Here is a 20,476-nt window from a genome sequence, read left to right as displayed (position 1 = left end):
GGTAGTTGGGGCGAAAGCCCCTGTGAGAGTAGGACGTTGCCGGGCAAGCGAAAGACAACCTGAAAGATGGTTGTCTTTTTTGCATTTCTTAAAAGGGTCATTGGCTTTAAAAATGGGGCATCGCAGATATATTGAAATGATCGCAGATATATTGAAATGATCGCAGATATAATCAAATTACCGCGGATATATCTAAGATGATCGCAGATATATAGTGAAACACCGCAGATATAATTTTTTTAGGGTCATATGGTGAACAGAATACCGAATTTTCACCCTAATACTACACCAATAGCTCTTATTGGAGGAGTAAACCCCAAAATTTCACGCTCCGACTACGCCAATCCAAGCAGTCCCACCCCGAAATTCACGTTTCCATTGCGCTAACCCACCCCATTGAAGCAACAGCCCTCAAATTTCCACCCTCCCCACTGCTCTAATCTCAAAAAAGTACGAATTGTTCGCAAAGAATTCACCAATAGACATACACCCAAACGAAAATAGGAACATAAAATATAACTGAGGCCGAGACGAAAATTCTAAAAATTGTATACAAATGGTTTTTGTCGGACAGAATGGGTGTATGGAGGTGGAGAGACTTGAGTTTATATGCACATAATCATTTTGAAGAAAAATGCGTAATCTGTGAGAATCTTAAACCAAAAGGCATACATCTATACACTTCTTTTATTTGTACGGAGTGTGAACATGATTTAATCCAAACCGAAACAAGTGACCCTAGGTATAAATACTTTTTAAAACAACTAAAAAAAATTACTACACCGGAAATTTTTTCATGATAAGTCCTTTAAGGGCTTTATTTTTTTTGCTTAAAACGAGAAAATAGATAAGACTCTTAAAAGGATGTATTTACATGAATAAGCAAATAAATGTACCTTTATATAATGCCTTGGTAGAACACGCCCGAAAGGAGCCCATCTCGTTCCATGTCCCCGGACATAAATATGGACGTGTTATGGACGCTAGTGGGGATGGCTTTTTTCAAAATATCTTGATGCTTGATGCGACCGAATTATCAGGTTTAGATGACCTTCATTCGCCGGAAGGGGCAATTTTAGAGGCCCAAACTCTTTTGGCTAAACTATACCAGGCAGCCAAAAGTTATTTCCTGATCAATGGCTCCACCGTTGGAAATTTGGCAATGATCATGGCTGTTTGTTCCGAGGATGATATAGTGCTGGTTCAAAGAAATTGCCACAAGTCAGTGTTAAATGCAGTAAGTCTGGCTAAGGCAAGGCCGATTTTCCTTGAGCCCGAATATAACGAAGAATGGAAAGTGGCCGGCGGTGTATGTCCTGCAACGGTAAAAGAGGCCATACGTCGCTATCCTGAAGCCAAAGCGGTCATAGTAACCTATCCGAATTACTATGGAATGGTTAATGACCTGCAGGCCATTGTGGAGCATGCACACCTGCATAACATTCCTGTATTGGTGGACGAAGCCCATGGTGCCCACCTCGTTATTGGCGGCCCATTCCCGGCATCTGCCGTTTCGTTGGGCGCAGACATAGTCGTTCAATCAGCCCATAAAACCCTCCCAGCTATGACAATGGGGTCGTTTTTGCATGTTAATAGTAGGCTGATTGATATGGACAAGCTGGGGGAGTATCTGGCGATGTTCCAGTCCAGCAGCCCTTCTTATCCCATCATGGCATCGCTTGATTTGGCAAGGGGCTATTTGGAGACATACAATAGGAATGATTTGTCCTTTATGATGGATGAAATTTCCGGCTTTAAAGAGGAATTGAACAAGATCCCGACAATTAAGGTGTTGGACTTTCCTGACGGCCGGGGCGACTTACTAAAAGTCACAATCCAATCGCGCTGCAGTTTAACCGGGTTTGAGCTGCAAAAACGATTTGAGGATTATTCCATCTATACGGAGTTGGCTGACCCGTATAATGTCCTGTTTGTGTTGCCGTTATTACAAGCTGGGCAAGCGTATCCTTTTGCTGAAACCGTAGCTAAAATAAAGCAGTCTTTAGAGACAGAAACGATTTCCAATAAAGCCGATTACGTCCGTTTGGATCCTGAGCATAAAATTTCAGGTTTGGCTCTAGGATACAAAGTAATAGATAACTTGGAAACAGAGGAAACAACCCTAGAAACAGCATTGGAGCGTGTCTGTGCGGAAACAATTATTCCCTATCCGCCAGGAATCCCGTTGCTGCTAAAAGGAGAATACATAACGAGGGATAAATTGGAACAGCTGCAACTGTTGTTGACCAGGGGAGCGCGGTTTCAGGGAGGTTCTATGATAAAACAAGGTTTGCTGAAAGTTTTTCGGGCACCTTAAGAAATGACAGATTTGGAGGTACATAAAATGAACGGAGTATTTATTACATTTGAAGGGCCGGATGGTGCAGGGAAAACGACCATCCTTGGCATGGTAGCGGAGCGACTGCAAAATGTCCTGGTGACAAGAGAGCCGGGCGGCATTGATATTGCCGAGCAAATCCGTCGGGTGATTCTAGCCAAGGAAAATACAGCAATGGACCCTCGCACAGAAGCATTGCTTTATGCCGCCGCCAGACGGCAGCATTTGGCCGAGCGGGTCAAGCCCGCCTTGGAAGAGGGGAAAATTGTCCTGTGTGACCGGTTTGTTGATAGTTCATTGGCATACCAGGGCTATGCCCGCGGATTAGGGATTGAAGAGGTCTGGTCGATCAATCAATTCGCGATAGAGAATATGCTGCCTGAGCTGACAGTCTATTTTGATATTGAACCTGAGATGGGGCTGCAGCGCATCAATAAAAATAAAGGCAGAGAAATCAATCGCCTGGACCTGGAAAAGCTAGAGTTTCATCAAAAAGTGAGAGAAGGGTATCATATTCTAATGGAAAGGTTTCCGGACCGAATCGTTAAAATAGATGCTTCAGGAGCAATCGATGAGGTTTTTGAAAGAACCCTGGAGCTGGTTCAAACAAAATTAGCCGAAAAAAAGCCTGCGTTGTAGGGCTTTTTTTTATAAAAATAACTATCTTCTAGTTATTGCAAATGAACGTAAGCCAAGAAACTGTTATAATATAGAAAAACACTATAGTACCGGAAAAACTCGAAGGAGAGGGTGGTTTTGATGAAGTTAATTATCGCTGTAGTTCAAGACCAGGATAGCAACCGTTTATCAAAGGCATTGGTGGAAAATAATTTTCGGGCAACGAAGCTGGCTAGTACAGGAGGGTTTCTCAAATCGGGGAATACCACATTCATTATCGGTACTGAGGACATTCGCGTCGACCGAGCCCTTCAAATCATCAAGGACAACTGCAGGGCCCGCGAACAGCTGGTTTCCCCTGTATCGCCAATGGGCGGAAACGCTGACTCCTACGTCCCCTATCCTGTCGAGGTAGAAGTTGGGGGAGCAACCGTCTTCGTATTGCCAATTGAGCAGTTTTTGCATTTTTAAAATAAAGGTTAGTGAGTGATAATTCGTGGTTAAAACATGGGATCAACTTGAGGAGCTACAGCCGGCTGTTCTCCGGATGTTAAAAAATAGTATAGTAAAAAATCGAGTGGCCCATGCTTACCTTTTTGAAGGGCAAAGAGGGACTGGCAAAAAGGAAATAGCGTTATTGCTCACACGCGCCCTGTTTTGCCAATCTCGAATCGACGGCTATAAACCGTGCGAAGCATGCCATAATTGCCGGCGGATTCAAAGCGGGAATCATCCAGACGTCCATCTTGTCGAGCCTGACGGGCAATCCATCAAGGTGGATCAAATTCGTGCTCTGCAGGCGGAGTTTTCCAAAAAAGGCGTAGAATCTTTACGTAAGGTTTACCTGCTGGTTCATGCTGATAAAATGAGCATAAGTGCCTCCAACAGTTTGCTAAAGTTCTTGGAGGAACCTAATGCGGAAACAACAGCTTTTTTATTGACCGAGCAGCCGCAGCAGATGCTGCCGACCATTCTATCAAGATGTCAAACTTTGTCGTTTCAGCCGCTCCCGCCACAAATATTGGTAAAACAATTAATTGAGAACGGTGTGGAGCCGAAGAAGGCGCCACTCTTGGCGCAATTGACCAACAGTCTCGATGAAGCGCTCGTATTAAATGTCGATGAATGGTTTGCACAAGCCCAAAAAATAGTGGTAAAATTATATGAGGTGTTGGAAAAGAATCATCTTGAGGCGTTGGTCATGCTTCAGACGGAATGGTTCCAACATTTTAAAGAGAAAGAACAGCAATATCGTGGTTTAGATCTATTACTTCTTATTTTTAAAGATTTACTATATATTCAACTGGATAAAGAGGAGCAAATTGTTTTTAAGGGAGAGAGCGATCGGTTAAAGCAATTTGCGTTACGAACATCCGGACGGCGCCTAACGGCTCAAATGTCAGCTATTCTTGACGCAAACAAGAAGCTTTCAGCGAACATGAATCCTCAGCTGATGATGGAACAGCTTGTGTTAAAATTGCAGGAGGGATCTTGAATTTGTATGATGTTGTAGGAGTACGCTTTAAAAAAGCGGGGAAAATCTATTATTTCGATCCCGGAGACCTCCCAGTTCAAAAGGATGACTTTGTCATTGTCGAAACCGTTCGCGGCGTGGAATACGGCAGAGCTGTGGTTGCCAAAAAACAGGTAGCCGAGAACGATGTTGTCCTGCCGTTAAAAAAGGTTGTAAGAATTGCGGATCCAAAGGATCGGATGATTGTTGAGGAAAATAAGCAGGCGGCCCGGGAAGCATATGAAGTATGCAATGAAAAAGTAATAGAACATCAACTGGATATGAAACTGGTGGATGTTGAGTATACATTTGATCGAAATAAAATAATCTTCTACTTTACAGCGGACGGAAGGGTGGATTTTCGCGAGCTTGTAAAGGATCTGGCGGCGATTTTCCGCACGAGGATTGAGTTGCGGCAAATCGGTGTCCGCGATGAGGCAAAAATGCTCGGTGGTATCGGCCCATGTGGGAGAATGCTATGCTGCTCCACGTTTTTGGGTGACTTTGACCCGGTTTCAATCAAAATGGCGAAGGACCAAAATTTATCGCTTAACCCTACGAAAATCTCTGGTTTATGCGGCAGGCTGATGTGTTGCTTAAAGTATGAAAATGATGAATATGAATCTGCCAAAGAACAGCTGCCTGATTTGGGAGAGATACTCGAAACACCAAATGGGATGGGAAAAGTAGTGGGCTTAAATATTTTGGAGCGTGTTCTGCAAGTGGAACTAGTAGGACAAGAGCGGGTTCTGGAGTATACTTTGGATGAAATCATTAAAGAAGGTGCCTTTTCGATCCAATCCACAGATTAAGAGGTGTTAGACGTGGATAAAAAAGAAATATTTGAATCAGTAAGTAATATGGAAACACAAATTGGCCATCTTTACCAACAGCTCGGGGAATTAAAGGAGCATTTAGCCGAAATACTAGAAGAAAATCATAGTTTAAAGTTGGAAAATGAACATTTAAGGCGCCGTTTAGATGTAACCACGGAAGTAGACAGGAAGGATGGCAAGAAAAAACTTGGGCAAGGCACCGGGGAAACCACAAGTCAAGCTCCTGGCGCCAAACCGTTTGATGTCGGCGAAGGCTATGACAATTTAGCCCGCCTGTATCATGAAGGTTTCCATATTTGCAATCTGCATTTCGGAAGCTTGCGCAAGGAAGGCGATTGTTTATTTTGTTTATCTTTTCTAAATAAAAAATAATCTGAGGAGGCTGATGACGTCAGCCTCCATTTTCATACATATTGGTAAAGGGGCGGAGCAATAGTGGTCAACTTGAAGGGTGATGAGCGGCTTGATTACCTACTGGCGGAAAATTTGCGGATTATCCAGAGCCCGTCTGTGTTTGCTTTTTCGCTTGATGCCGTTTTGCTGGCAAGGTTTGTTTATGTTCCAATTCAAAAAGGCAATTTAATCGACCTGTGCAGCGGAAATGGGGTCATTCCGTTATTTTTAAGTGCAAGGACAAAAGGAAATATTACTGGAGTCGAAATCCAGGAACGACTTTACGATATGGCTGTTCGCAGCATTGAATACAATGGGCTGGAAAACCGCCTGATGATGATCCATGGAGACATTAAAGAGATGCCTAAAAGGTTAGGGTATGGCAAGTTTGATGTGGTCACCTGCAATCCACCTTACTTTAAAACGCCGGAAAAAAGCGAAATGAATCCAAATGAACATCTGGCCATTGCCCGGCATGAAATTCTCTGTACACTGGAGGATGCCATCAAGGCTTCCGGTGATTTAGTGAGACAGGGGGGCAAGGTCGCCTTTGTCCACCGTCCAGGCAGGTTGCTCGATATCATCACGTTAATGCGCCAGTACCGGCTAGAACCTAAGCGCATTCAATTTGTTTACCCAAAACTTGGGAAGGAAGCCAATACGATATTGGTTGAGGCGATCAAGGACGGTAATCCGGATATAAAGATTCTTCCACCGATCATTGTCTATAATGAAGATGATGAATATACAAAACAGATCAGAGAGATTTTATATGGAGAGTAGCGGACATTTTTTCTATGTATTGACCTGTGCAGACGGCAGCCTTTACGGCGGCTACACAAATAATCTCGACCGAAGAATCAAGCTGCATAATGAAGGCAAGGGTGCCAAGTATACACGGGGCAGAGGCCCGGTTAAACTGACCTATTATAAAAGCTATGATAACAAAAGCGAAGCGATGAGTGCGGAGTACCATTTCAAGCGGCTACCCCGCAAGCAGAAGCTGGAATTTATTGCAATGGAAAAAGGTGATGATGATGTGGCAGCAAAAGAGCTTTGAGAATGAGGAACAGAAGGGGATTCTTTATCTTGTCCCGACGCCGATTGGCAATTTGGAGGATATGAGCTTCCGGGCGGTCCGAATCTTGAAGGAAGCCGACCTGATTGCTGCTGAGGACACTAGGAACACCAAAAAGCTGTTAAATTACTTTGAAATTGACAATCCTATTGTCAGCTATCATGAACATAATAAAGCGAGCAGCGGGGAAAAACTACTACAAAAACTGCGGGATGGACAAAAAATTGCCTTGGTCAGCGATGCCGGGACACCGGCGATCTCAGATCCCGGGTATGAGCTTGTTTCCCAGGCGATTCAAGAGCAGTTAACAGTAGTTCCGCTGCCCGGAGCCAATGCGGCACTGACATCCTTAATTGCCTCTGGCCTTGTTTGTCAGCCGTTTTATTTTTACGGCTTCCTCCACCGTAATAAAAAGGATAAGCGTGAAGAGTTGGATGGATTGAAGCATCAAACCGCGACGATGATTTTTTATGAATCGCCCCATCGCCTGAAGGAAACCTTGACCTTGATGGCAGAGGTACTAGGGAACCGCAGGATTGCGTTGTGCCGGGAATTGACAAAGAAATTTGAAGAGTTTATCAGATGCAGTCTTGAGGAGGCGGTTTTATGGGCAAGTCAGGAGGAAATCCGCGGTGAGTTTTGCCTCATTGTTGAAGGAGGCGAGGCCAAGGCCGAGGACACCGAAAACTGGTGGACTCCGATGACGGTGGAAGAACATGTTGCCCATTATATTTACGAAAAGAATATGGCCTCAAAAGACGCCATCAAACAAACCGCCAAAGACCGGGGCCTCAATAAACGTGATGTATACCAGGCATACCATATTGATTAGCCAAAAAAAGAGGACTCCGAGAGCCCTCTTTTTTTCATATATCTATCATTACTTTGCAGTTTCAAAATTGCTTTGGATTTCCTTGATTAATTGCTCTGCACCTTCACGGCTAAGAATTAATTTCCCGCCTGCAAGTGCCAAGTTATCATCAGAAACTTCGCCAGTGATAGCGCAAGTCATATTTGGCTTATATTTTTTTAGGATAATGCGATCGTCATCAACATAGATTTCAAGCGCATCTTTCTCAGCGATTCCAAGTGTACGTCTTAATTCAATCGGAATAACCACACGTCCTAATTCATCAACTTTACGAACAATACCAGTAGATTTCATTTTAAAATCTCCTCTCATAAATTAGCTTTCTATATCTCTATTATAATTCGCCATTATTCGACAAATTTCTTAATCCTAATAATACCAGCCTTTCCCATATTCGTCAATTATTTTATTTTGGAAAATAGTTGATAATTTTTTCCTGGGACTAAAATACTGATTAGATAGCGTTTTCTTCATAAAATCCCAATAAAAACAGGTTTTTAATATTATTGTAATGTTAACCTATTAAATCAAGGTTTTGTCGGCAGATTCGACAAATTTCTACATCGATATTTGTTTTTATCCAACAATATAGTTCGAGAGATGATTGTCATTTATGGGTGTAAAAGGTAAAAATTTTTAAAAACTGGAACCCGAAAAAGGTGGTTTCTTGCACTTAATCGCAATTTTAGGTATATTTTGATGATATAGAAGGGAAAAAAACAGGCAATACTGTTTAGGTGGGATTGCTTGCGAATTGCCTTAAGGGAGGGCTTAAAGATGGCAGAAAACGCTAAAACTTTTTACATTACCACACCGATTTATTATCCTAGTGGAAATTTACATATTGGACATGCATATACAACCGTGGCAGGCGATGCGATGGCCCGATATAAGCGAATGCGCGGGTTTGATGTCCGCTACTTAACAGGAACGGACGAGCATGGGCAAAAAATTCAGCGCAAAGCAGAAGAAAAAGGGGTAACGCCTCAAGCCTACGTCGATGAAATTGTCTCGGGAATCAAGGAACTTTGGAACAAGCTGGAGATTTCCTATGACGATTTTATTCGGACTACCGAGGACAGACATAAACACGTTGTTGAAAAAATCTTTGCGAGGCTTCTGGAGCAGGGTGATATTTATCTTGATCAGTATGAAGGCTGGTATTGTACGCCATGTGAATCGTTTTATACCGACCGCCAGCTTGTTGATGGAAATTGCCCCGATTGCGGCCGCCCGGTAGAAAAGGTAAAAGAAGAGTCCTATTTCTTCAAAATGAGTAAATATGTTGATCGTCTCCTGCAATATTACGAGGGAAATCCTGAATTCATTCAACCCGAATCACGCAAAAATGAGATGATCAATAACTTTATTAAGCCGGGACTGGAAGATTTGGCTGTATCCCGGACAACTTTTGACTGGGGAATCAAGGTGCCGGGAGATCCGAAGCACGTCATCTATGTGTGGATTGACGCATTATCCAATTATATTACGGCCCTTGGGTACGGTACGGAGGATGACTCCAACTATTTAAAATACTGGCCGGCAGATGTTCATCTGGTGGGGAAGGAAATCGTTCGCTTCCACACCATTTATTGGCCGATTATGTTAATGGCTCTCGATGTGCCGCTGCCAAAGAAAGTGTTTGCTCACGGCTGGCTGTTGATGAAGGATGGGAAAATGTCGAAATCCAAGGGCAACGTGGTTGACCCGGTAACGTTAATCGACCGTTATGGCTTGGATGCCTTGCGCTACTATTTATTAAGAGAAGTGCCATTTGGGGCCGACGGCGTGTTCACTCCTGAAGGATTTGTCGAAAGAATCAATTTTGACCTTGCTAATGACCTCGGAAACCTATTAAACCGTACTGTTGCAATGATTGAAAAGTATTTTGCCGGCGTGATTCCCGATTATGCAGGTTCAGTCGGTGGATTTGATGAATCGCTCCTTGCGGTAAATCAGGAAACCATCACAAAGTATGAGGAAGCAATGGAGAAAATGGAATTTTCCGTTGCCTTGACCGCGATTTGGCAGTTGATTAGCCGCACAAATAAGTATATTGATGAAACACAGCCATGGACGTTGGCCAAGGATGAGGCACGTAAAGCTGAATTAGCCAGTGTGATGGTACATTTGGCTGAATCGCTGCGACGGATTGCAATTCTGCTGAAGCCATTCCTAACAAGAACACCAAATGGGATTTTTCAACAATTAGGGATTCAGGATGAAGCACTAAAGACTTGGGAAAGCCTAGAAACCTTTGGTGCGATTCCAAGCGGAACAAAGGTGGAAAAAGCTGCACCGCTGTTCCCGAGATTAGAAATTGCTGATGAGGTAGAGTTTATTAAAACAAAAATGCAAGGGGGCAGCGCTCCAGTGGAAACGCCGGCAGTGGAAGAAAAGCAGGATGAAAAACCAGAGGAACTCGCGGAAATTTCCATTGATGATTTCATGAAAATTGATTTGCGGGTGGCTGAGGTCATTGAGTGTGAGCCGGTCAAGAAAGCAGATAAATTGTTAAAGCTGCAGCTTGATCTTGGTTACGAGAGACGTCAGGTAGTGTCCGGGATTGCCCAATACTATAAGCCGGAGGAGCTGGTTGGCCGCAAACTCATCTGTATTACAAACCTCAAGCCGGTTAAGCTTCGCGGCGAATTGTCGCAAGGAATGATCCTTGCCGGTTCAAAAGACGGTAAGCTTTCTGTGGCAACAGTGGACCAATCGCTTCCGAACGGATCAAAAGTGAAATAGGACGAAAGGGGAATGTTCCACGTGTAACAATTTTCGTGGAATTTCCCCTTTTTTTGTGTGGAGTTTTTAAAATAGATTCTAATGTAATACCATGATGAAAAAGAAAGAAGGTTTTGATATGTTATTCGACACCCATGCGCATTTAAATGCTGAGCAGTATAATGACGACCTGGAAGAGGTGATCGAAAGGGCGCAGAATGAGGGAGTGTCCCATATGGTTGTGGTCGGTTTTGACCGGCCGACTATCGAAAGAGCGATGGAGTTGGCTGAAAAATACAAGTTTATTTATGCTTGCGTCGGTTGGCACCCTGTTGATGCCATCGACATGACGGATGAAGACTTGCTCTGGATTGAAGAGTTGGCGGCACATCCGAAGGTAGTGGCGCTGGGCGAAATGGGACTTGACTATCATTGGGACAAGTCGCCAAAGGAGATTCAAAAAGAGGTGTTTCGCAGGCAAATCCGGTTGGCCAAAAAAGTGCAGCTGCCGATTGTCATTCATAATCGGGAAGCGACGGCGGATATCGTGGAGATACTCAAAGAAGAGGGTGCAGAAGAAGTGGGAGGAATCATGCATTGCTTCAGCGGCAGTCCTGACACAGCGAAGGAATGCGTGAAAATGAATTTCTATATTTCTCTTGGCGGCCCGGTAACCTTTAAAAATGCCAAAAAACCGAAAGAAGTTGCAGCTGAAGTACCATTGGACAAGCTGTTAATTGAAACAGATTGCCCGTATCTGGCACCGCATCCTTATCGTGGAAAGCGGAATGAGCCAAGTTACGTAAAGCTCGTGGCTGAGCAAATTGCCGAAATAAAGGGATTAACGTATGAAGAGGTAGCAGAAGCCACGACACGAAATGCTAAAAATTTATTCGCCATAAACTGATAAAGGAATTTGTCGAAAGGCTAAGAAGCTTGTCCAAATTTTTTCTAATAACAAAAAGTTCTACATGTCTCCTTTTCAACATAGGATAACCGTGTCGATAAGTTTTTCTTTGCAATATTTCCAGTATTGTGCATAATTAGGAATATGTTCTCAGGGTATGCAAAGGTTGACAGCCGACAGCAAGGTTTTTAAATATCTCCCCTAAGAAAAGGAGGCGTTTTTCATCGTATTCAAAAACATGAAAAGCCTGTTTTTCGAGTCCTTGAGCGGAAGAAATTTGATCATTGTGTTTGCTAGTTTCGTAGTTTTGCTGACAGCTCTCGGGGTTCTTCTCTATGAGGGATCCAAGAAGACGGTAGCAATCACGCTAAACGGCGAGCAAATGGTCTATAAGACACACGCAGATACCGTAAAAGAAATATTGGATGAACAAGATGTAACCATCCGCAACCAGGACTACTTGCATCCGAAGGCCGATACCAAGGTGACAGTTGACCTTGAGGTTGTTTGGAGGCAGGCGAAACAGGTAACCATTGTCAAGGACAACGAGAAGAAAACGATTTGGACAACAGCTGGGACTGTAGCAGAAGCTTTAGAGGCAGAGAATATTATCTTGAACGACCATGATAAAATTTCCCCTGACCCGCAGACGGCAATAAAGGAAAAGATGAAAATCGGCATTCAATTGGCCTTTCGTCTGAGTCTTGTAGACGGTGGAAAAGAGCAAGATGTTTGGTCCACTTCGACTACGGTCGCTGACTTTTTGAAACAGCAGGGCATCGAACTAAACGAATTAGACCGAGTTGAACCGTCATTAACAGAAACCATCGCAGTGAATGGTGTAGTTAACGTCATTCGAGTAGAAAAAGTCACCGATGTAGTGGAAGAACCTGTTGAATTTGCCGTTATCACAAAAAAGGATGAAGGCTTGGAAAAAGGGAAAGAAAGAACAGTAACTCAAGGTAAACAGGGACTCATTTCCAAGCAATACGAGGTCGTGTTGGAAAATGGGAAAGAGGTCTCAAGAACAGTAATAAGCGAACAGGTACTAAGAGCAAAGCAGGATCAAGTTGTGGCTGTCGGAACGAAAGACTTGGCGTTACAGGTATCACGTGGTGCAGAAGAAACAGGAACGGAGTATTATGTTACAGCTACTGCCTATACAGCATATTGCAACGGCTGTTCAGGGCGAACTGCCACCGGTTTCGACCTCCGTGCTAACCCAAACGCGAAGATTATTGCAGTTGATCCAAGAGTAATCCCGCTTGGAACCAAGGTTTATGTAGAAGGGTATGGCTATGCTGTTGCGGCTGATACAGGCGGTGCCATTAAAGGGAATAAAATTGATGTATTCATGTCTTCGAAAGCGGATGCATACCGTTGGGGACGAAAAAAGGTAAAAATCAAGATACTTCAATAGCAATTTTGTAATGCAGGGGGCCGTACCTCTGCATTTTGCTTTTTTGCAAAATTTCTTTATACTTAACAGCAAATACATACTTGCTCTTTACCATTAATGTATGAGTGTGTTTGTTAATATAGACGATGGACATTACAAAAATGTTTCAGTTTTTTTTCAGATTTATTTAAAAGTATTTGGAGGAGCAATGAGAATTAAAGAATTTATTGTTGTTGAAGGCAAGGACGATACAACGGCTATTAAGCGGGCAGTTGATGCCGACACAATTGAGACAAACGGGTCCGCCGTGAATCAGGCTACAATTGAAAAAATAAAGCGGGCTCAAAGTACAAGAGGCGTGATCATTTTTACGGACCCCGATTATCCGGGGGAAAAAATCCGGAAGACAGTCGCTGCAAGCGTCCCCGGCTGCAAGCATGCTTTTTTGACGAAAGAAGCAGCATTGGCCAAAGGCGATAAAGGAATCGGCGTGGAGCATGCCAGTCCGGATGCCATCAGGGAAGCGCTAAAGGATGCCCAGCTCATGCAAGAGACGCTTATGGAAGAAATCACCCAAGAGGATTTACTTGATGCCGGCCTGATTGGCGGTAGCGGCGCGAAGGAAAGGCGGTCCCGACTGGGTGAGCTTTTAAAAATTGGCTATACAAATGGAAAACAGCTGCATAAACGCCTGATGATGTTTCAAATCGGCAAACAGGAGTTTGCTGAAGCGCTAGCTGTTGTCCTTCAGGAGGAAAACCATGAATAAAGATATAGCGACCCCGGTGCGAACCAGGGCCATTCTGGAGAAATACGGTTTTTCATTTAAGAAAAGCCTGGGGCAGAATTTCTTAATCGACACGAATATATTAAAAAAAATCGTTAGTTTTGCGGGACTAACCGAGAACTCCGGAGCAATCGAAATTGGGCCGGGAATCGGCGCGTTAACCGAACAACTGGCCCGTTCTAGCAAAAAGGTAATTGCGTTTGAGATCGACCAGCGGCTGTTACCGATATTGGAAGATACGCTGTCCCCTTATGGAAACGTAAAAATTATTCATAATGATGTGTTAAAAGCCGATGTCCATACCGTAATTGCCGAGGAATTCAGCGGATTTGACGACCTAATGGTGGTGGCCAATCTGCCTTACTATGTGACAACCCCCATTATCATGAAACTGCTTGAGGAACATTTACCGATTAGCGGAATTGTCTGTATGTTGCAAAAGGAAGTGGCTGACCGGATTTCCGCCAAGCCGGGAACAAAGGATTACGGCTCACTTTCGATTGCCGTACAGTATTATACCGAGGCCGAGACCGTGATGATCGTTCCGAAAACGGTATTCGTGCCACAGCCTAATGTCGATTCGGCTGTAATCAGGCTGACAAAACGGAAGGAGCCGGCAGTGACGGTGAAGGACGAGAGCTTCTTTTTCCAGGTGACAAAGGCAAGTTTTGCCCAGCGCCGGAAAACCCTGCTCAACAACCTGACAAGCCAGCTTCCGGACGGAAAAGCAAAGAAAGACGAAATCCTCGCTGCCCTGGAAGCCAGCGGCATCGAGCCGTCACGGCGAGGCGAAACACTCTCAATCGAAGAATTTGGCCTACTTAGTGATGAGCTATATACTTATTTTCAATAGACCTTCCGAGAAGGTCTATTTTTTTCACCAGGACGACCCACAATGCATAGCCTAAAAAGAAACCTATTTATAGGCCATATTTGCCGGTCTAATTGGAGTGACGACAGTGGATATAAAAATAAATGATATTGTCGGCAGGCGTTCGTATAACTGTGATATTCTTTTTCGTGTCATTGACATACAGAAACAAAACGGCCAGACGATGGCGTTTCTTTTTGGCGAGGATTTTCGCCTGGTAGCGGATGCCCCTTATCAAGATCTGGTTGTCCTCGATCAAAATGAGCGCAAAAAGCATTCCGAGGAGTACCGAACTCTTGAAGAACAGTCATTAAAGCTATTTACCCAGGATGTGGATTTATTGAGGGAAAGGCAGGAATACGCGGCGACAGGAGGCTATTCCAAGCCCAGCAAATATTTCCAGATCCCCGGAAAAGTCCTGCATTTAGATGGCGACCCATCTTATTTAAAAAAATGCATGTCACTTTATGAAAAAATCGGTGTTCCTGTTCTGGGCATTCATTGCAGCGAAAAGGAGATGCCGGAGAAAATTGGGGGTCTGATTGATTATTACCGCCCTGATATCCTAGTGGTCACCGGCCACGATGCCTATTCAAAGGCAAAAGGGAAAATAACCGACATCAACGCCTACCGCCATTCAAAGCATTTCGTGCAAACCGTCAGAGAGGCACGGAGGAAAGTCCCTCATTTGGACCAATTGGTCATCTTCGCTGGCGCATGCCAGTCGCATTTTGAATCGCTAATTTACGCGGGGGCAAACTTTGCCAGTTCTCCATCTAGAATCAACATTCACGCCCTTGACCCGGTCTATATTGTCGCCAAAATCAGCTTTACTCCATTCATGGAACGAATTAACGTTTGGGATGTGCTGCGAAACACGTTGACAGGAGAGAAGGGCCTTGGAGGAATAGATACCAAGGGCGTCCTTAGAACCGGTATGCCTTACCCACCTGTACAGGAAGAAGAATAAGCCAATGATTCTGGGCTTATTTTTTTCCATACATATTCCCTGCCCAATAAGGCAACGCTAGAAATGTTGAAATTTAGCAAAAAAAATGGAATGAAATATATTGACAATCATTTTGTTGGACTGATATAATTTATTATTTTGTTTGACAAAAATATGTCAGTGTGATATACTTAACATAGTGAGGTGGATCGAATGACAAAATCCTTGGCGGATATTAAAAAATCCCTCGATTCAAATTTAGGGAAAAGGTTGTTACTAAAGGCAAACGGAGGTCGGCGAAAAACGATTGAGCGCTCCGGGATCCTTGCTGAGACGTACCCATCTGTTTTCGTGATTGAATTGGACCAGGACGAAAATGCATTTGAACGTGTTTCCTACAGCTATGCAGACGTACTGACAGAAACTGTGCAAATTACCTTCTATGAAGATACAGCAGGAAGTGTAGCTTTAAGCTAAATTGTTATATAGCAATAGATAGCGGTAAACCGAGGTTTACTGCTTTTTGCTGTCTTTAAAAACCTTTCCATTAATCCATACTAACGATAATGCGGTGTGGAAAGGGGTTGTTTTGATGGGTAGAAGAAGAGGGATCATGTCCAGTCAGTTTAAAGAAGAGCTTGCCAAAGATCTTGGTTTTTATGATGTCGTCCAAAAGGAAGGATGGGGCGGCATTCGGGCAAAAGATGCAGGGAACATGGTAAAGCGAGCCATTGAACTGGCGGAACAGCAATTAGCCGGCCGGGGCCGGCAATAGTTCTTAAAAGCTGATTACGCTTATGCCTTAAACAAACAATCGCCGCAGCAAAGCCGGGCAAATGACCGCGAATTGGTCAAATGTCCGGCTTTTTATCTATTTTTTAATAGAAAATCATGATAAAATTATGAAATTTAATAGGATATATTCATACCTACGTCTTACATTTATCAAATTGTGGTAAAATAGGACAATATATGAATCGGAACAGGACAGCCTGGCACTTAAAGGCGGGCAATGGATATTTTTAAAAGTAGGTGGACGAGCGTGAAGCTGCTAGTAAAAGCGCCGGCTAAAATTAATTTGGCCTTGGATGTTTTACATAAACGTCCCGACGGCTATCATGAAGTGGAAATGATCATGACCACCATTGATTTGGCTGATCGGGTAGAACTGACCTTATTACAAGAGGACAAAATACTTATTCTTTCTCATAACCGTTATGTACCGGATGATCATCGCAATTTGGCTTATCAAGCCGCGCAGCTGTTAAAAGGGCGATTTAATGTAAAACAGGGCGTTACGATATCGATTGAAAAAACAATACCAGTAGCGGCCGGTTTGGCTGGGGGCAGCAGTGACGCAGCTGCTGCATTAAGAGGCTTAAATAAATTATGGGACCTTGGTTTGACACTAGATGAACTGGCTGAAATCGGCAGCGAGATTGGCTCAGACGTCTCCTTTTGTGTTTATGGCGGAACGGCACTCGCTAAAGGAAGGGGAGAAATGATTACTGAACTTCCGGCACCGCCGACATGCTGGGTGATTTTGGCCAAGCCATTTATCGGCGTGTCAACAGCAGAAGTCTATCGTCAGCTCAATTTATCGGGAATGCACCACCCAAACATTGGTAAAATGATTGAGGCAATCAATCACAATGACTATCAACAAGTATGCGGCAATGTAGGCAATGTTCTTGAGGACGTTACCTTAAAGCTGCATCCGGAGGTTGCCCAAATCAAAGAGCAAATGAAACGCTTTGGTGCCGATGCTGTTTTGATGAGCGGAAGCGGGCCGACCGTTTTTGGCCTGGTCCAGCATGATTCAAGGATGCACCGCATCTACAATGGGCTGAGGGGATTTTGTGATCAGGTATTTGCGGTAAGAATGCTGGGCGGCCGGCACTCTCTTGATTAAAAGCGCACATTAGTAGTATTCTTAATATAGAATATTCGGTTTTGGAGGTAATTATGAAATTTCGCCGCAGTGAACGTTTGATAGATATGACAAGTTATTTGCTGGACCATCCTCGCCAGCTTGTGCCGCTGACATTTTTCGCTGACCGGTATGACTCAGCTAAGTCCTCCATCAGTGAGGATTTGGCCATTGTCAAGGAAACCTTTGAACAACGGGGAATCGGCACCCTGCAAACCGTTCCGGGAGCAGCCGGAGGTGTAAAGTTTTTTGTCAATGTAAGCAAAGAAAAAGCGGAACCGTTTGTGAATGAACTTTGTGAACTAATAGCCGATTCGGAAAGGCTGCTGCCAGGTGGATATCTGTATTTAACGGATATTTTGGGAAGTCCGCAGATTGTTCAGAAAGCGGGAAGAATCATTGCCTCTGCTTATGCCGATGCCAAAATTGATGTGGTCATGACGATTGCCACAAAAGGGATTACGCTCGCTTATGCGGTGGCCAGCCAATTAAATGTCCCTGTTGTCGTTGTCCGGCGGGACAGCAAGGTGACGGAAGGGCCGACTGTCAGCATTAATTATGTATCAGGTTCTGCAAAGCGGATCCAGACAATGGTACTTTCGAAACGGAGCATGAAGCAGGGGTCTAAGGTCCTGATTGTCGATGATTTTATGAAGGCGGGGGGAACCGTAATCGGCATGATCAGCATGCTGGAGGAATTTAATGCAGAGGTTGCCGGCATTGCCGTCCTTGTGGAAGCGGAAAAAACTGAAGAACGGCTTGTTGACGAGTATATTTCTCTTGTAAAATTATCTAATGTAGATGTAAAGGATAAAACAATAAAAGTGGAAGTGGGAAACTACTTCCAAAAACGAGGAGGAATTTAAGTGAAAGTGGTTCAAACTAATGGGGCACCTGCGGCCATCGGCCCATACTCGCAAGGCATTGTCGTAAATAATATGTTCTACAGTTCCGGCCAGATTCCGTTAACATCCGAAGGAACGATGGTAACGGGCGATATTAAAGATCAAACACATCAGGTTTTCCGCAATTTGCAGGCTGTGCTGAAGGAAGCAGGGGCATCTTTGGAAACAGTCGTAAAAGCGACCGTTTTCATTAAAAATATGGATGATTTTGCTGCCATCAATGAAGTGTACGGCGAATATTTCTCCGTTCATAAACCGGCACGTTCCTGTGTCGAGGTAGCCCGTCTGCCAAAAGACGCATTGGTTGAAATTGAAGTAGTTGCGCTCGTTTTATAGGACGAGCGTTTTTTATTTGAAAGATTTTCACTAATTCGCCCAAATTTTTCAAAAAAGTTTCTAAATAAAGAAGGATTATGCAAAATCCTGTTGAATTATTTAACTAACATTGAAAAAAGGGTGTGAGCACATGGAAGTAACTGACGTAAGACTGCGCCGCGTCAATACCGACGGTCGAATGAGAGCGATTGCATCAATTACATTAGATAACGAATTCGTTGTCCACGACATTCGCGTTATTGACGGAAACAACGGTTTATTTGTCGCTATGCCAAGCAAGCGGACTCCAGATGGAGAATTTCGTGACATTGCGCATCCAATCAACTCCGGAACTCGAGGGAAAATTCAAGAAGCGGTATTGGCTGAGTACCACCGTTTAGGTGAATTGGAAATAGAATTTGAAGAAGCCGGAGCTTCCTGAGAATTAAAACAACTAGGGCCTTTCTTCTCAGTAAGGCTCTTTTTTATTGAAAAAAGCCCCCAACATCCCCATAATAAACCCCCGTTCAAATAGAATATCCAAAATTGCGACATTAGACACAATTCTCTCATTCCTTGAAATACAACCTCATTTACGTTAATATTTTAGTGGGAAAAAAGGTTAAAAAGGTTAAATAAATGGAGGACTGTCCATGTCTAATCGTTATGCTGTGATTTTAGCCGCCGGACAAGGAACACGGATGAAATCAAAGCTATATAAGGTTTTACACCCGGTATGCGGTAAACCAATGGTTCAACACGTTGTCGACCAGGTTAACAAGCTCGATACGAAGGAAATTGTTACGATTATCGGCCACGGTGCGGAAAAGGTAAAAGCTCAGTTAGGCAATATTTGCCACTATGCCCTTCAAGAGCAGCAGCTTGGCACGGCCCATGCGGTGATGCAGGCGAAAGAAAAGCTTGAGGGCAAAGCAGGTGTAACGCTTGTGGTTTGCGGGGACACTCCGTTAATTAAAGCGGAAACGATGGAAGCTTTGTTTAAGCAGCATGTGGAAACAAATGCAAAAGCGACGGTACTCACGGCCAGAATTGAGAACCCTGCAGGCTATGGCCGCATTGTTCGCAATGAAGCCGGATTTGTTGAAAAAATTGTCGAGCATAAAGATGCCAGTGAAGCAGAACGGAAAATCAATGAAATTAATACAGGAACCTACTGTTTTGATAATATTGCGTTATTTGAAGCATTGAAGAATGTTTCAAATAATAATGTTCAAGGTGAATACTACCTCCCTGATGTAATCGAAATCCTTAAAAATCAGGGTGAGATTGTCACTGCCTATCAAACGAATGATTTGGATGAAACACTTGGGGTCAACGACCGTGTCGCATTGGCAGAAGCCGAGCGGATCATGCGCGCCCGGATCAATGAAGTACAAATGCGCAATGGTGTAACGATTGTCGACCCACAAAACACTTATATTGAAGCGGATGTTAAGATCGGGGCAGATACGACCATCCTGCCGGGAACCATGCTGAAAGGCAATACGACGATTGGTGCCGACTGTACGATTGGCCCTCATTCGGAAATTGTGTCCTGCCAAATTGGCGATGGAACCGTGGTACGGCAATCAGTCGCCCATAATAGTTCAATTGGTTCAAAGGTTAACATTGGCCCATTTGCTCATATTCGTCCGGAGTCAAATATTAATGATGATGTGAAAATCGGCAACTTCGTTGAAATCAAGAAGGCTGTCTTTGGCAAAGGAAGCAAGGCATCGCATCTTAGCTATATCGGTGATGCCGAGGTGGGCAGCGATGTTAATATCGGCTGCGGTTCGATCACCGTGAATTATGATGGTAAAAATAAATTTTTAACAAAAATAGAAGATGAAGTGTTCATTGGCTGTAATTCCAATTTGGTTGCCCCTGTCACGATTGGAAAAGGAGCCTATGTTGCCGCCGGCTCCACGATCACGAAGGACGTACCTGGCAACGCTTTATCAATTGCACGATCACATCAAGTCAATAAAGAAAATTACGTCGATAAGCTTAATTTGAAAAAATAAGCGAATTTAATG

General features: G+C 43.8%; 24 protein-coding genes. 23 read left to right on the top strand and 1 reads right to left on the bottom strand.

What is annotated here, in order from left to right; translation table 11 throughout:
• The first annotated feature begins 575 nt into the window (after positions 1 to 575).
• The 10 genes from AR334_RS27995 to rsmI all read left to right on the top strand — a co-directional run bounded on the left by AR334_RS27995 (position 576) and on the right by rsmI (position 7,608).
• A complete protein-coding gene (locus AR334_RS27995; RefSeq protein WP_066321925.1) occupies positions 576 to 800 on the top strand; it encodes a sigma factor G inhibitor Gin in 225 nt (74 codons plus the stop codon).
• A gap of 74 nt (positions 801 to 874) precedes the next feature.
• Positions 875 to 2,317 carry an aminotransferase class I/II-fold pyridoxal phosphate-dependent enzyme gene (locus tag AR334_RS27990; RefSeq protein ID WP_066321923.1) on the top strand — a complete coding sequence of 481 codons (1,443 nt, stop codon included), beginning with the start codon at positions 875 to 877 and terminating at the stop codon, positions 2,315 to 2,317.
• Positions 2,318 to 2,344: 27 nt separating this feature from the next.
• Positions 2,345 to 2,977 (top strand): dTMP kinase, encoded by a 633-nt coding sequence (tmk, locus tag AR334_RS27985; RefSeq protein ID WP_066321921.1) that lies wholly within the window; start codon positions 2,345 to 2,347, stop codon positions 2,975 to 2,977.
• Between the two features lie 120 nt (positions 2,978 to 3,097).
• Positions 3,098 to 3,427, top strand: coding sequence for a cyclic-di-AMP receptor (locus AR334_RS27980; protein WP_066321919.1), 330 nt, complete (start codon positions 3,098 to 3,100; stop codon positions 3,425 to 3,427).
• A gap of 25 nt (positions 3,428 to 3,452) precedes the next feature.
• Positions 3,453 to 4,451 (top strand): DNA polymerase III subunit delta', encoded by a 999-nt coding sequence (gene holB, locus AR334_RS27975; RefSeq protein ID WP_066321917.1) that lies wholly within the window; start codon positions 3,453 to 3,455, stop codon positions 4,449 to 4,451.
• A 2-nt stretch (positions 4,452 to 4,453) separates the two neighbouring features.
• Positions 4,454 to 5,281, top strand: a complete 828-nt coding sequence (locus AR334_RS27970; RefSeq protein ID WP_066321911.1) for a stage 0 sporulation family protein — start codon at positions 4,454 to 4,456, stop codon at positions 5,279 to 5,281.
• A 12-nt stretch (positions 5,282 to 5,293) separates the two neighbouring features.
• Positions 5,294 to 5,677, top strand: coding sequence for a DNA replication initiation control protein YabA (yabA, locus tag AR334_RS27965; protein ID WP_066321910.1), 384 nt, complete (start codon positions 5,294 to 5,296; stop codon positions 5,675 to 5,677).
• 63 nt (positions 5,678 to 5,740) lie between these two features.
• Positions 5,741 to 6,481, top strand: coding sequence for a tRNA1(Val) (adenine(37)-N6)-methyltransferase (locus AR334_RS27960; RefSeq protein ID WP_066321908.1), 741 nt, complete (start codon positions 5,741 to 5,743; stop codon positions 6,479 to 6,481).
• Entirely contained in the window at positions 6,471 to 6,758 is a 288-nt protein-coding gene (locus tag AR334_RS27955) for a GIY-YIG nuclease family protein (protein WP_066321906.1), read from the top strand. The genes AR334_RS27960 and AR334_RS27955 overlap by 11 nt, the downstream gene beginning before the upstream one ends.
• Entirely contained in the window at positions 6,736 to 7,608 is an 873-nt protein-coding gene (gene rsmI / locus AR334_RS27950) for a 16S rRNA (cytidine(1402)-2'-O)-methyltransferase (RefSeq protein WP_066321899.1), read from the top strand. The genes AR334_RS27955 and rsmI overlap by 23 nt, the downstream gene beginning before the upstream one ends.
• Positions 7,609 to 7,656: 48 nt before the next feature.
• On the opposite strand, the gene AR334_RS27945 is transcribed toward rsmI, so the two are convergent.
• Positions 7,657 to 7,941, bottom strand: a complete 285-nt coding sequence (locus tag AR334_RS27945) for an AbrB/MazE/SpoVT family DNA-binding domain-containing protein (RefSeq protein WP_066321897.1) — start codon at positions 7,939 to 7,941, stop codon at positions 7,657 to 7,659.
• Positions 7,942 to 8,424: 483 nt separating this feature from the next.
• Between AR334_RS27945 and metG the strand changes: the two genes are divergently transcribed.
• The 13 genes from metG (at position 8,425) to glmU (ending at position 20,464) form a co-directional block, all read left to right on the top strand.
• Complete coding sequence (metG, locus tag AR334_RS27940; RefSeq protein WP_066321939.1) at positions 8,425 to 10,395, top strand: methionine--tRNA ligase; 1,971 nt, start codon at positions 8,425 to 8,427, stop codon at positions 10,393 to 10,395.
• A 118-nt stretch (positions 10,396 to 10,513) separates the two neighbouring features.
• Positions 10,514 to 11,281: a TatD family hydrolase gene (locus AR334_RS27935; RefSeq protein WP_066321933.1), complete on the top strand. Its 768-nt coding sequence runs from the start codon at positions 10,514 to 10,516 to the stop codon at positions 11,279 to 11,281.
• Between the two features lie 238 nt (positions 11,282 to 11,519).
• A complete protein-coding gene (locus AR334_RS27930; RefSeq protein ID WP_066321895.1) occupies positions 11,520 to 12,701 on the top strand; it encodes a G5 and 3D domain-containing protein in 1,182 nt (393 codons plus the stop codon).
• A 187-nt stretch (positions 12,702 to 12,888) separates the two neighbouring features.
• The gene (gene rnmV / locus AR334_RS27925) at positions 12,889 to 13,449 is read left to right on the top strand and encodes a ribonuclease M5 (protein ID WP_066321894.1); all 561 of its coding nucleotides are present in this window, start codon (positions 12,889 to 12,891) and stop codon (positions 13,447 to 13,449) included.
• Positions 13,442 to 14,320: a 16S rRNA (adenine(1518)-N(6)/adenine(1519)-N(6))-dimethyltransferase RsmA gene (gene rsmA / locus AR334_RS27920; RefSeq protein ID WP_066321893.1), complete on the top strand. Its 879-nt coding sequence runs from the start codon at positions 13,442 to 13,444 to the stop codon at positions 14,318 to 14,320. The genes rnmV and rsmA overlap by 8 nt, the downstream gene beginning before the upstream one ends.
• A 106-nt stretch (positions 14,321 to 14,426) precedes the next feature.
• Positions 14,427 to 15,308 carry a sporulation peptidase YabG gene (gene yabG, locus AR334_RS27915; protein ID WP_066321892.1) on the top strand — a complete coding sequence of 294 codons (882 nt, stop codon included), beginning with the start codon at positions 14,427 to 14,429 and terminating at the stop codon, positions 15,306 to 15,308.
• A 192-nt stretch (positions 15,309 to 15,500) separates the two neighbouring features.
• Positions 15,501 to 15,764, top strand: coding sequence for a biofilm formation stimulator Veg (gene veg / locus AR334_RS27910; protein ID WP_066321881.1), 264 nt, complete (start codon positions 15,501 to 15,503; stop codon positions 15,762 to 15,764).
• Positions 15,765 to 15,879: 115 nt separating this feature from the next.
• Entirely contained in the window at positions 15,880 to 16,062 is a 183-nt protein-coding gene (locus AR334_RS27905; RefSeq protein WP_066321877.1) for a small, acid-soluble spore protein, alpha/beta type, read from the top strand.
• A 267-nt stretch (positions 16,063 to 16,329) separates the two neighbouring features.
• The gene (gene ispE / locus AR334_RS27900) at positions 16,330 to 17,199 is read left to right on the top strand and encodes a 4-(cytidine 5'-diphospho)-2-C-methyl-D-erythritol kinase (protein ID WP_066321875.1); all 870 of its coding nucleotides are present in this window, start codon (positions 16,330 to 16,332) and stop codon (positions 17,197 to 17,199) included.
• 53 nt (positions 17,200 to 17,252) lie between these two features.
• Positions 17,253 to 18,083: a pur operon repressor gene (gene purR / locus AR334_RS27895; RefSeq protein WP_066321869.1), complete on the top strand. Its 831-nt coding sequence runs from the start codon at positions 17,253 to 17,255 to the stop codon at positions 18,081 to 18,083.
• Positions 18,084 to 18,458 carry a 2-iminobutanoate/2-iminopropanoate deaminase gene (ridA, locus tag AR334_RS27890; protein ID WP_066321868.1) on the top strand — a complete coding sequence of 125 codons (375 nt, stop codon included), beginning with the start codon at positions 18,084 to 18,086 and terminating at the stop codon, positions 18,456 to 18,458. It abuts the gene before it with no gap.
• A gap of 130 nt (positions 18,459 to 18,588) precedes the next feature.
• On the top strand, positions 18,589 to 18,879 hold the full coding sequence (gene spoVG, locus AR334_RS27885) for a septation regulator SpoVG (RefSeq protein WP_026574035.1): 291 nt from the start codon (positions 18,589 to 18,591) through the stop codon (positions 18,877 to 18,879).
• A gap of 211 nt (positions 18,880 to 19,090) precedes the next feature.
• The gene (glmU, locus tag AR334_RS27880) at positions 19,091 to 20,464 is read left to right on the top strand and encodes a bifunctional UDP-N-acetylglucosamine diphosphorylase/glucosamine-1-phosphate N-acetyltransferase GlmU (protein WP_066321867.1); all 1,374 of its coding nucleotides are present in this window, start codon (positions 19,091 to 19,093) and stop codon (positions 20,462 to 20,464) included.
• Positions 20,465 to 20,476: the final 12 nt, after the last annotated feature.

The organism is Bacillus sp. FJAT-29814, from assembly GCF_001510715.1.
GTDB lineage: Bacteria > Bacillota > Bacilli > Bacillales > Cytobacillaceae > Neobacillus.
This window is presented reverse-complemented; position numbering and strand designations above follow the sequence as displayed.

Coding starts and splice junctions, on each gene's coding strand:
- AR334_RS27995 (WP_066321925.1), top strand. CDS start 576: ATGGGTGTATGGAGGTGGAGAGACTTGAGTTTATATGCACATAATCAT.
- AR334_RS27990 (WP_066321923.1), top strand. CDS start 875: ATGAATAAGCAAATAAATGTACCTTTATATAATGCCTTGGTAGAACAC.
- tmk (WP_066321921.1), top strand. CDS start 2,345: ATGAACGGAGTATTTATTACATTTGAAGGGCCGGATGGTGCAGGGAAA.
- AR334_RS27980 (WP_066321919.1), top strand. CDS start 3,098: ATGAAGTTAATTATCGCTGTAGTTCAAGACCAGGATAGCAACCGTTTA.
- AR334_RS27955 (WP_066321906.1), top strand. CDS start 6,471: ATGGAGAGTAGCGGACATTTTTTCTATGTATTGACCTGTGCAGACGGC.
- rsmI (WP_066321899.1), top strand. CDS start 6,736: ATGTGGCAGCAAAAGAGCTTTGAGAATGAGGAACAGAAGGGGATTCTT.
- AR334_RS27945 (WP_066321897.1), bottom strand. CDS start 7,941: ATGAAATCTACTGGTATTGTTCGTAAAGTTGATGAATTAGGACGTGTG.
- metG (WP_066321939.1), top strand. CDS start 8,425: ATGGCAGAAAACGCTAAAACTTTTTACATTACCACACCGATTTATTAT.
- AR334_RS27935 (WP_066321933.1), top strand. CDS start 10,514: ATGTTATTCGACACCCATGCGCATTTAAATGCTGAGCAGTATAATGAC.
- AR334_RS27930 (WP_066321895.1), top strand. CDS start 11,520: ATGAAAAGCCTGTTTTTCGAGTCCTTGAGCGGAAGAAATTTGATCATT.
- rnmV (WP_066321894.1), top strand. CDS start 12,889: ATGAGAATTAAAGAATTTATTGTTGTTGAAGGCAAGGACGATACAACG.
- rsmA (WP_066321893.1), top strand. CDS start 13,442: ATGAATAAAGATATAGCGACCCCGGTGCGAACCAGGGCCATTCTGGAG.
- veg (WP_066321881.1), top strand. CDS start 15,501: ATGACAAAATCCTTGGCGGATATTAAAAAATCCCTCGATTCAAATTTA.
- AR334_RS27905 (WP_066321877.1), top strand. CDS start 15,880: ATGGGTAGAAGAAGAGGGATCATGTCCAGTCAGTTTAAAGAAGAGCTT.
- purR (WP_066321869.1), top strand. CDS start 17,253: ATGAAATTTCGCCGCAGTGAACGTTTGATAGATATGACAAGTTATTTG.
- spoVG (WP_026574035.1), top strand. CDS start 18,589: ATGGAAGTAACTGACGTAAGACTGCGCCGCGTCAATACCGACGGTCGA.
- glmU (WP_066321867.1), top strand. CDS start 19,091: ATGTCTAATCGTTATGCTGTGATTTTAGCCGCCGGACAAGGAACACGG.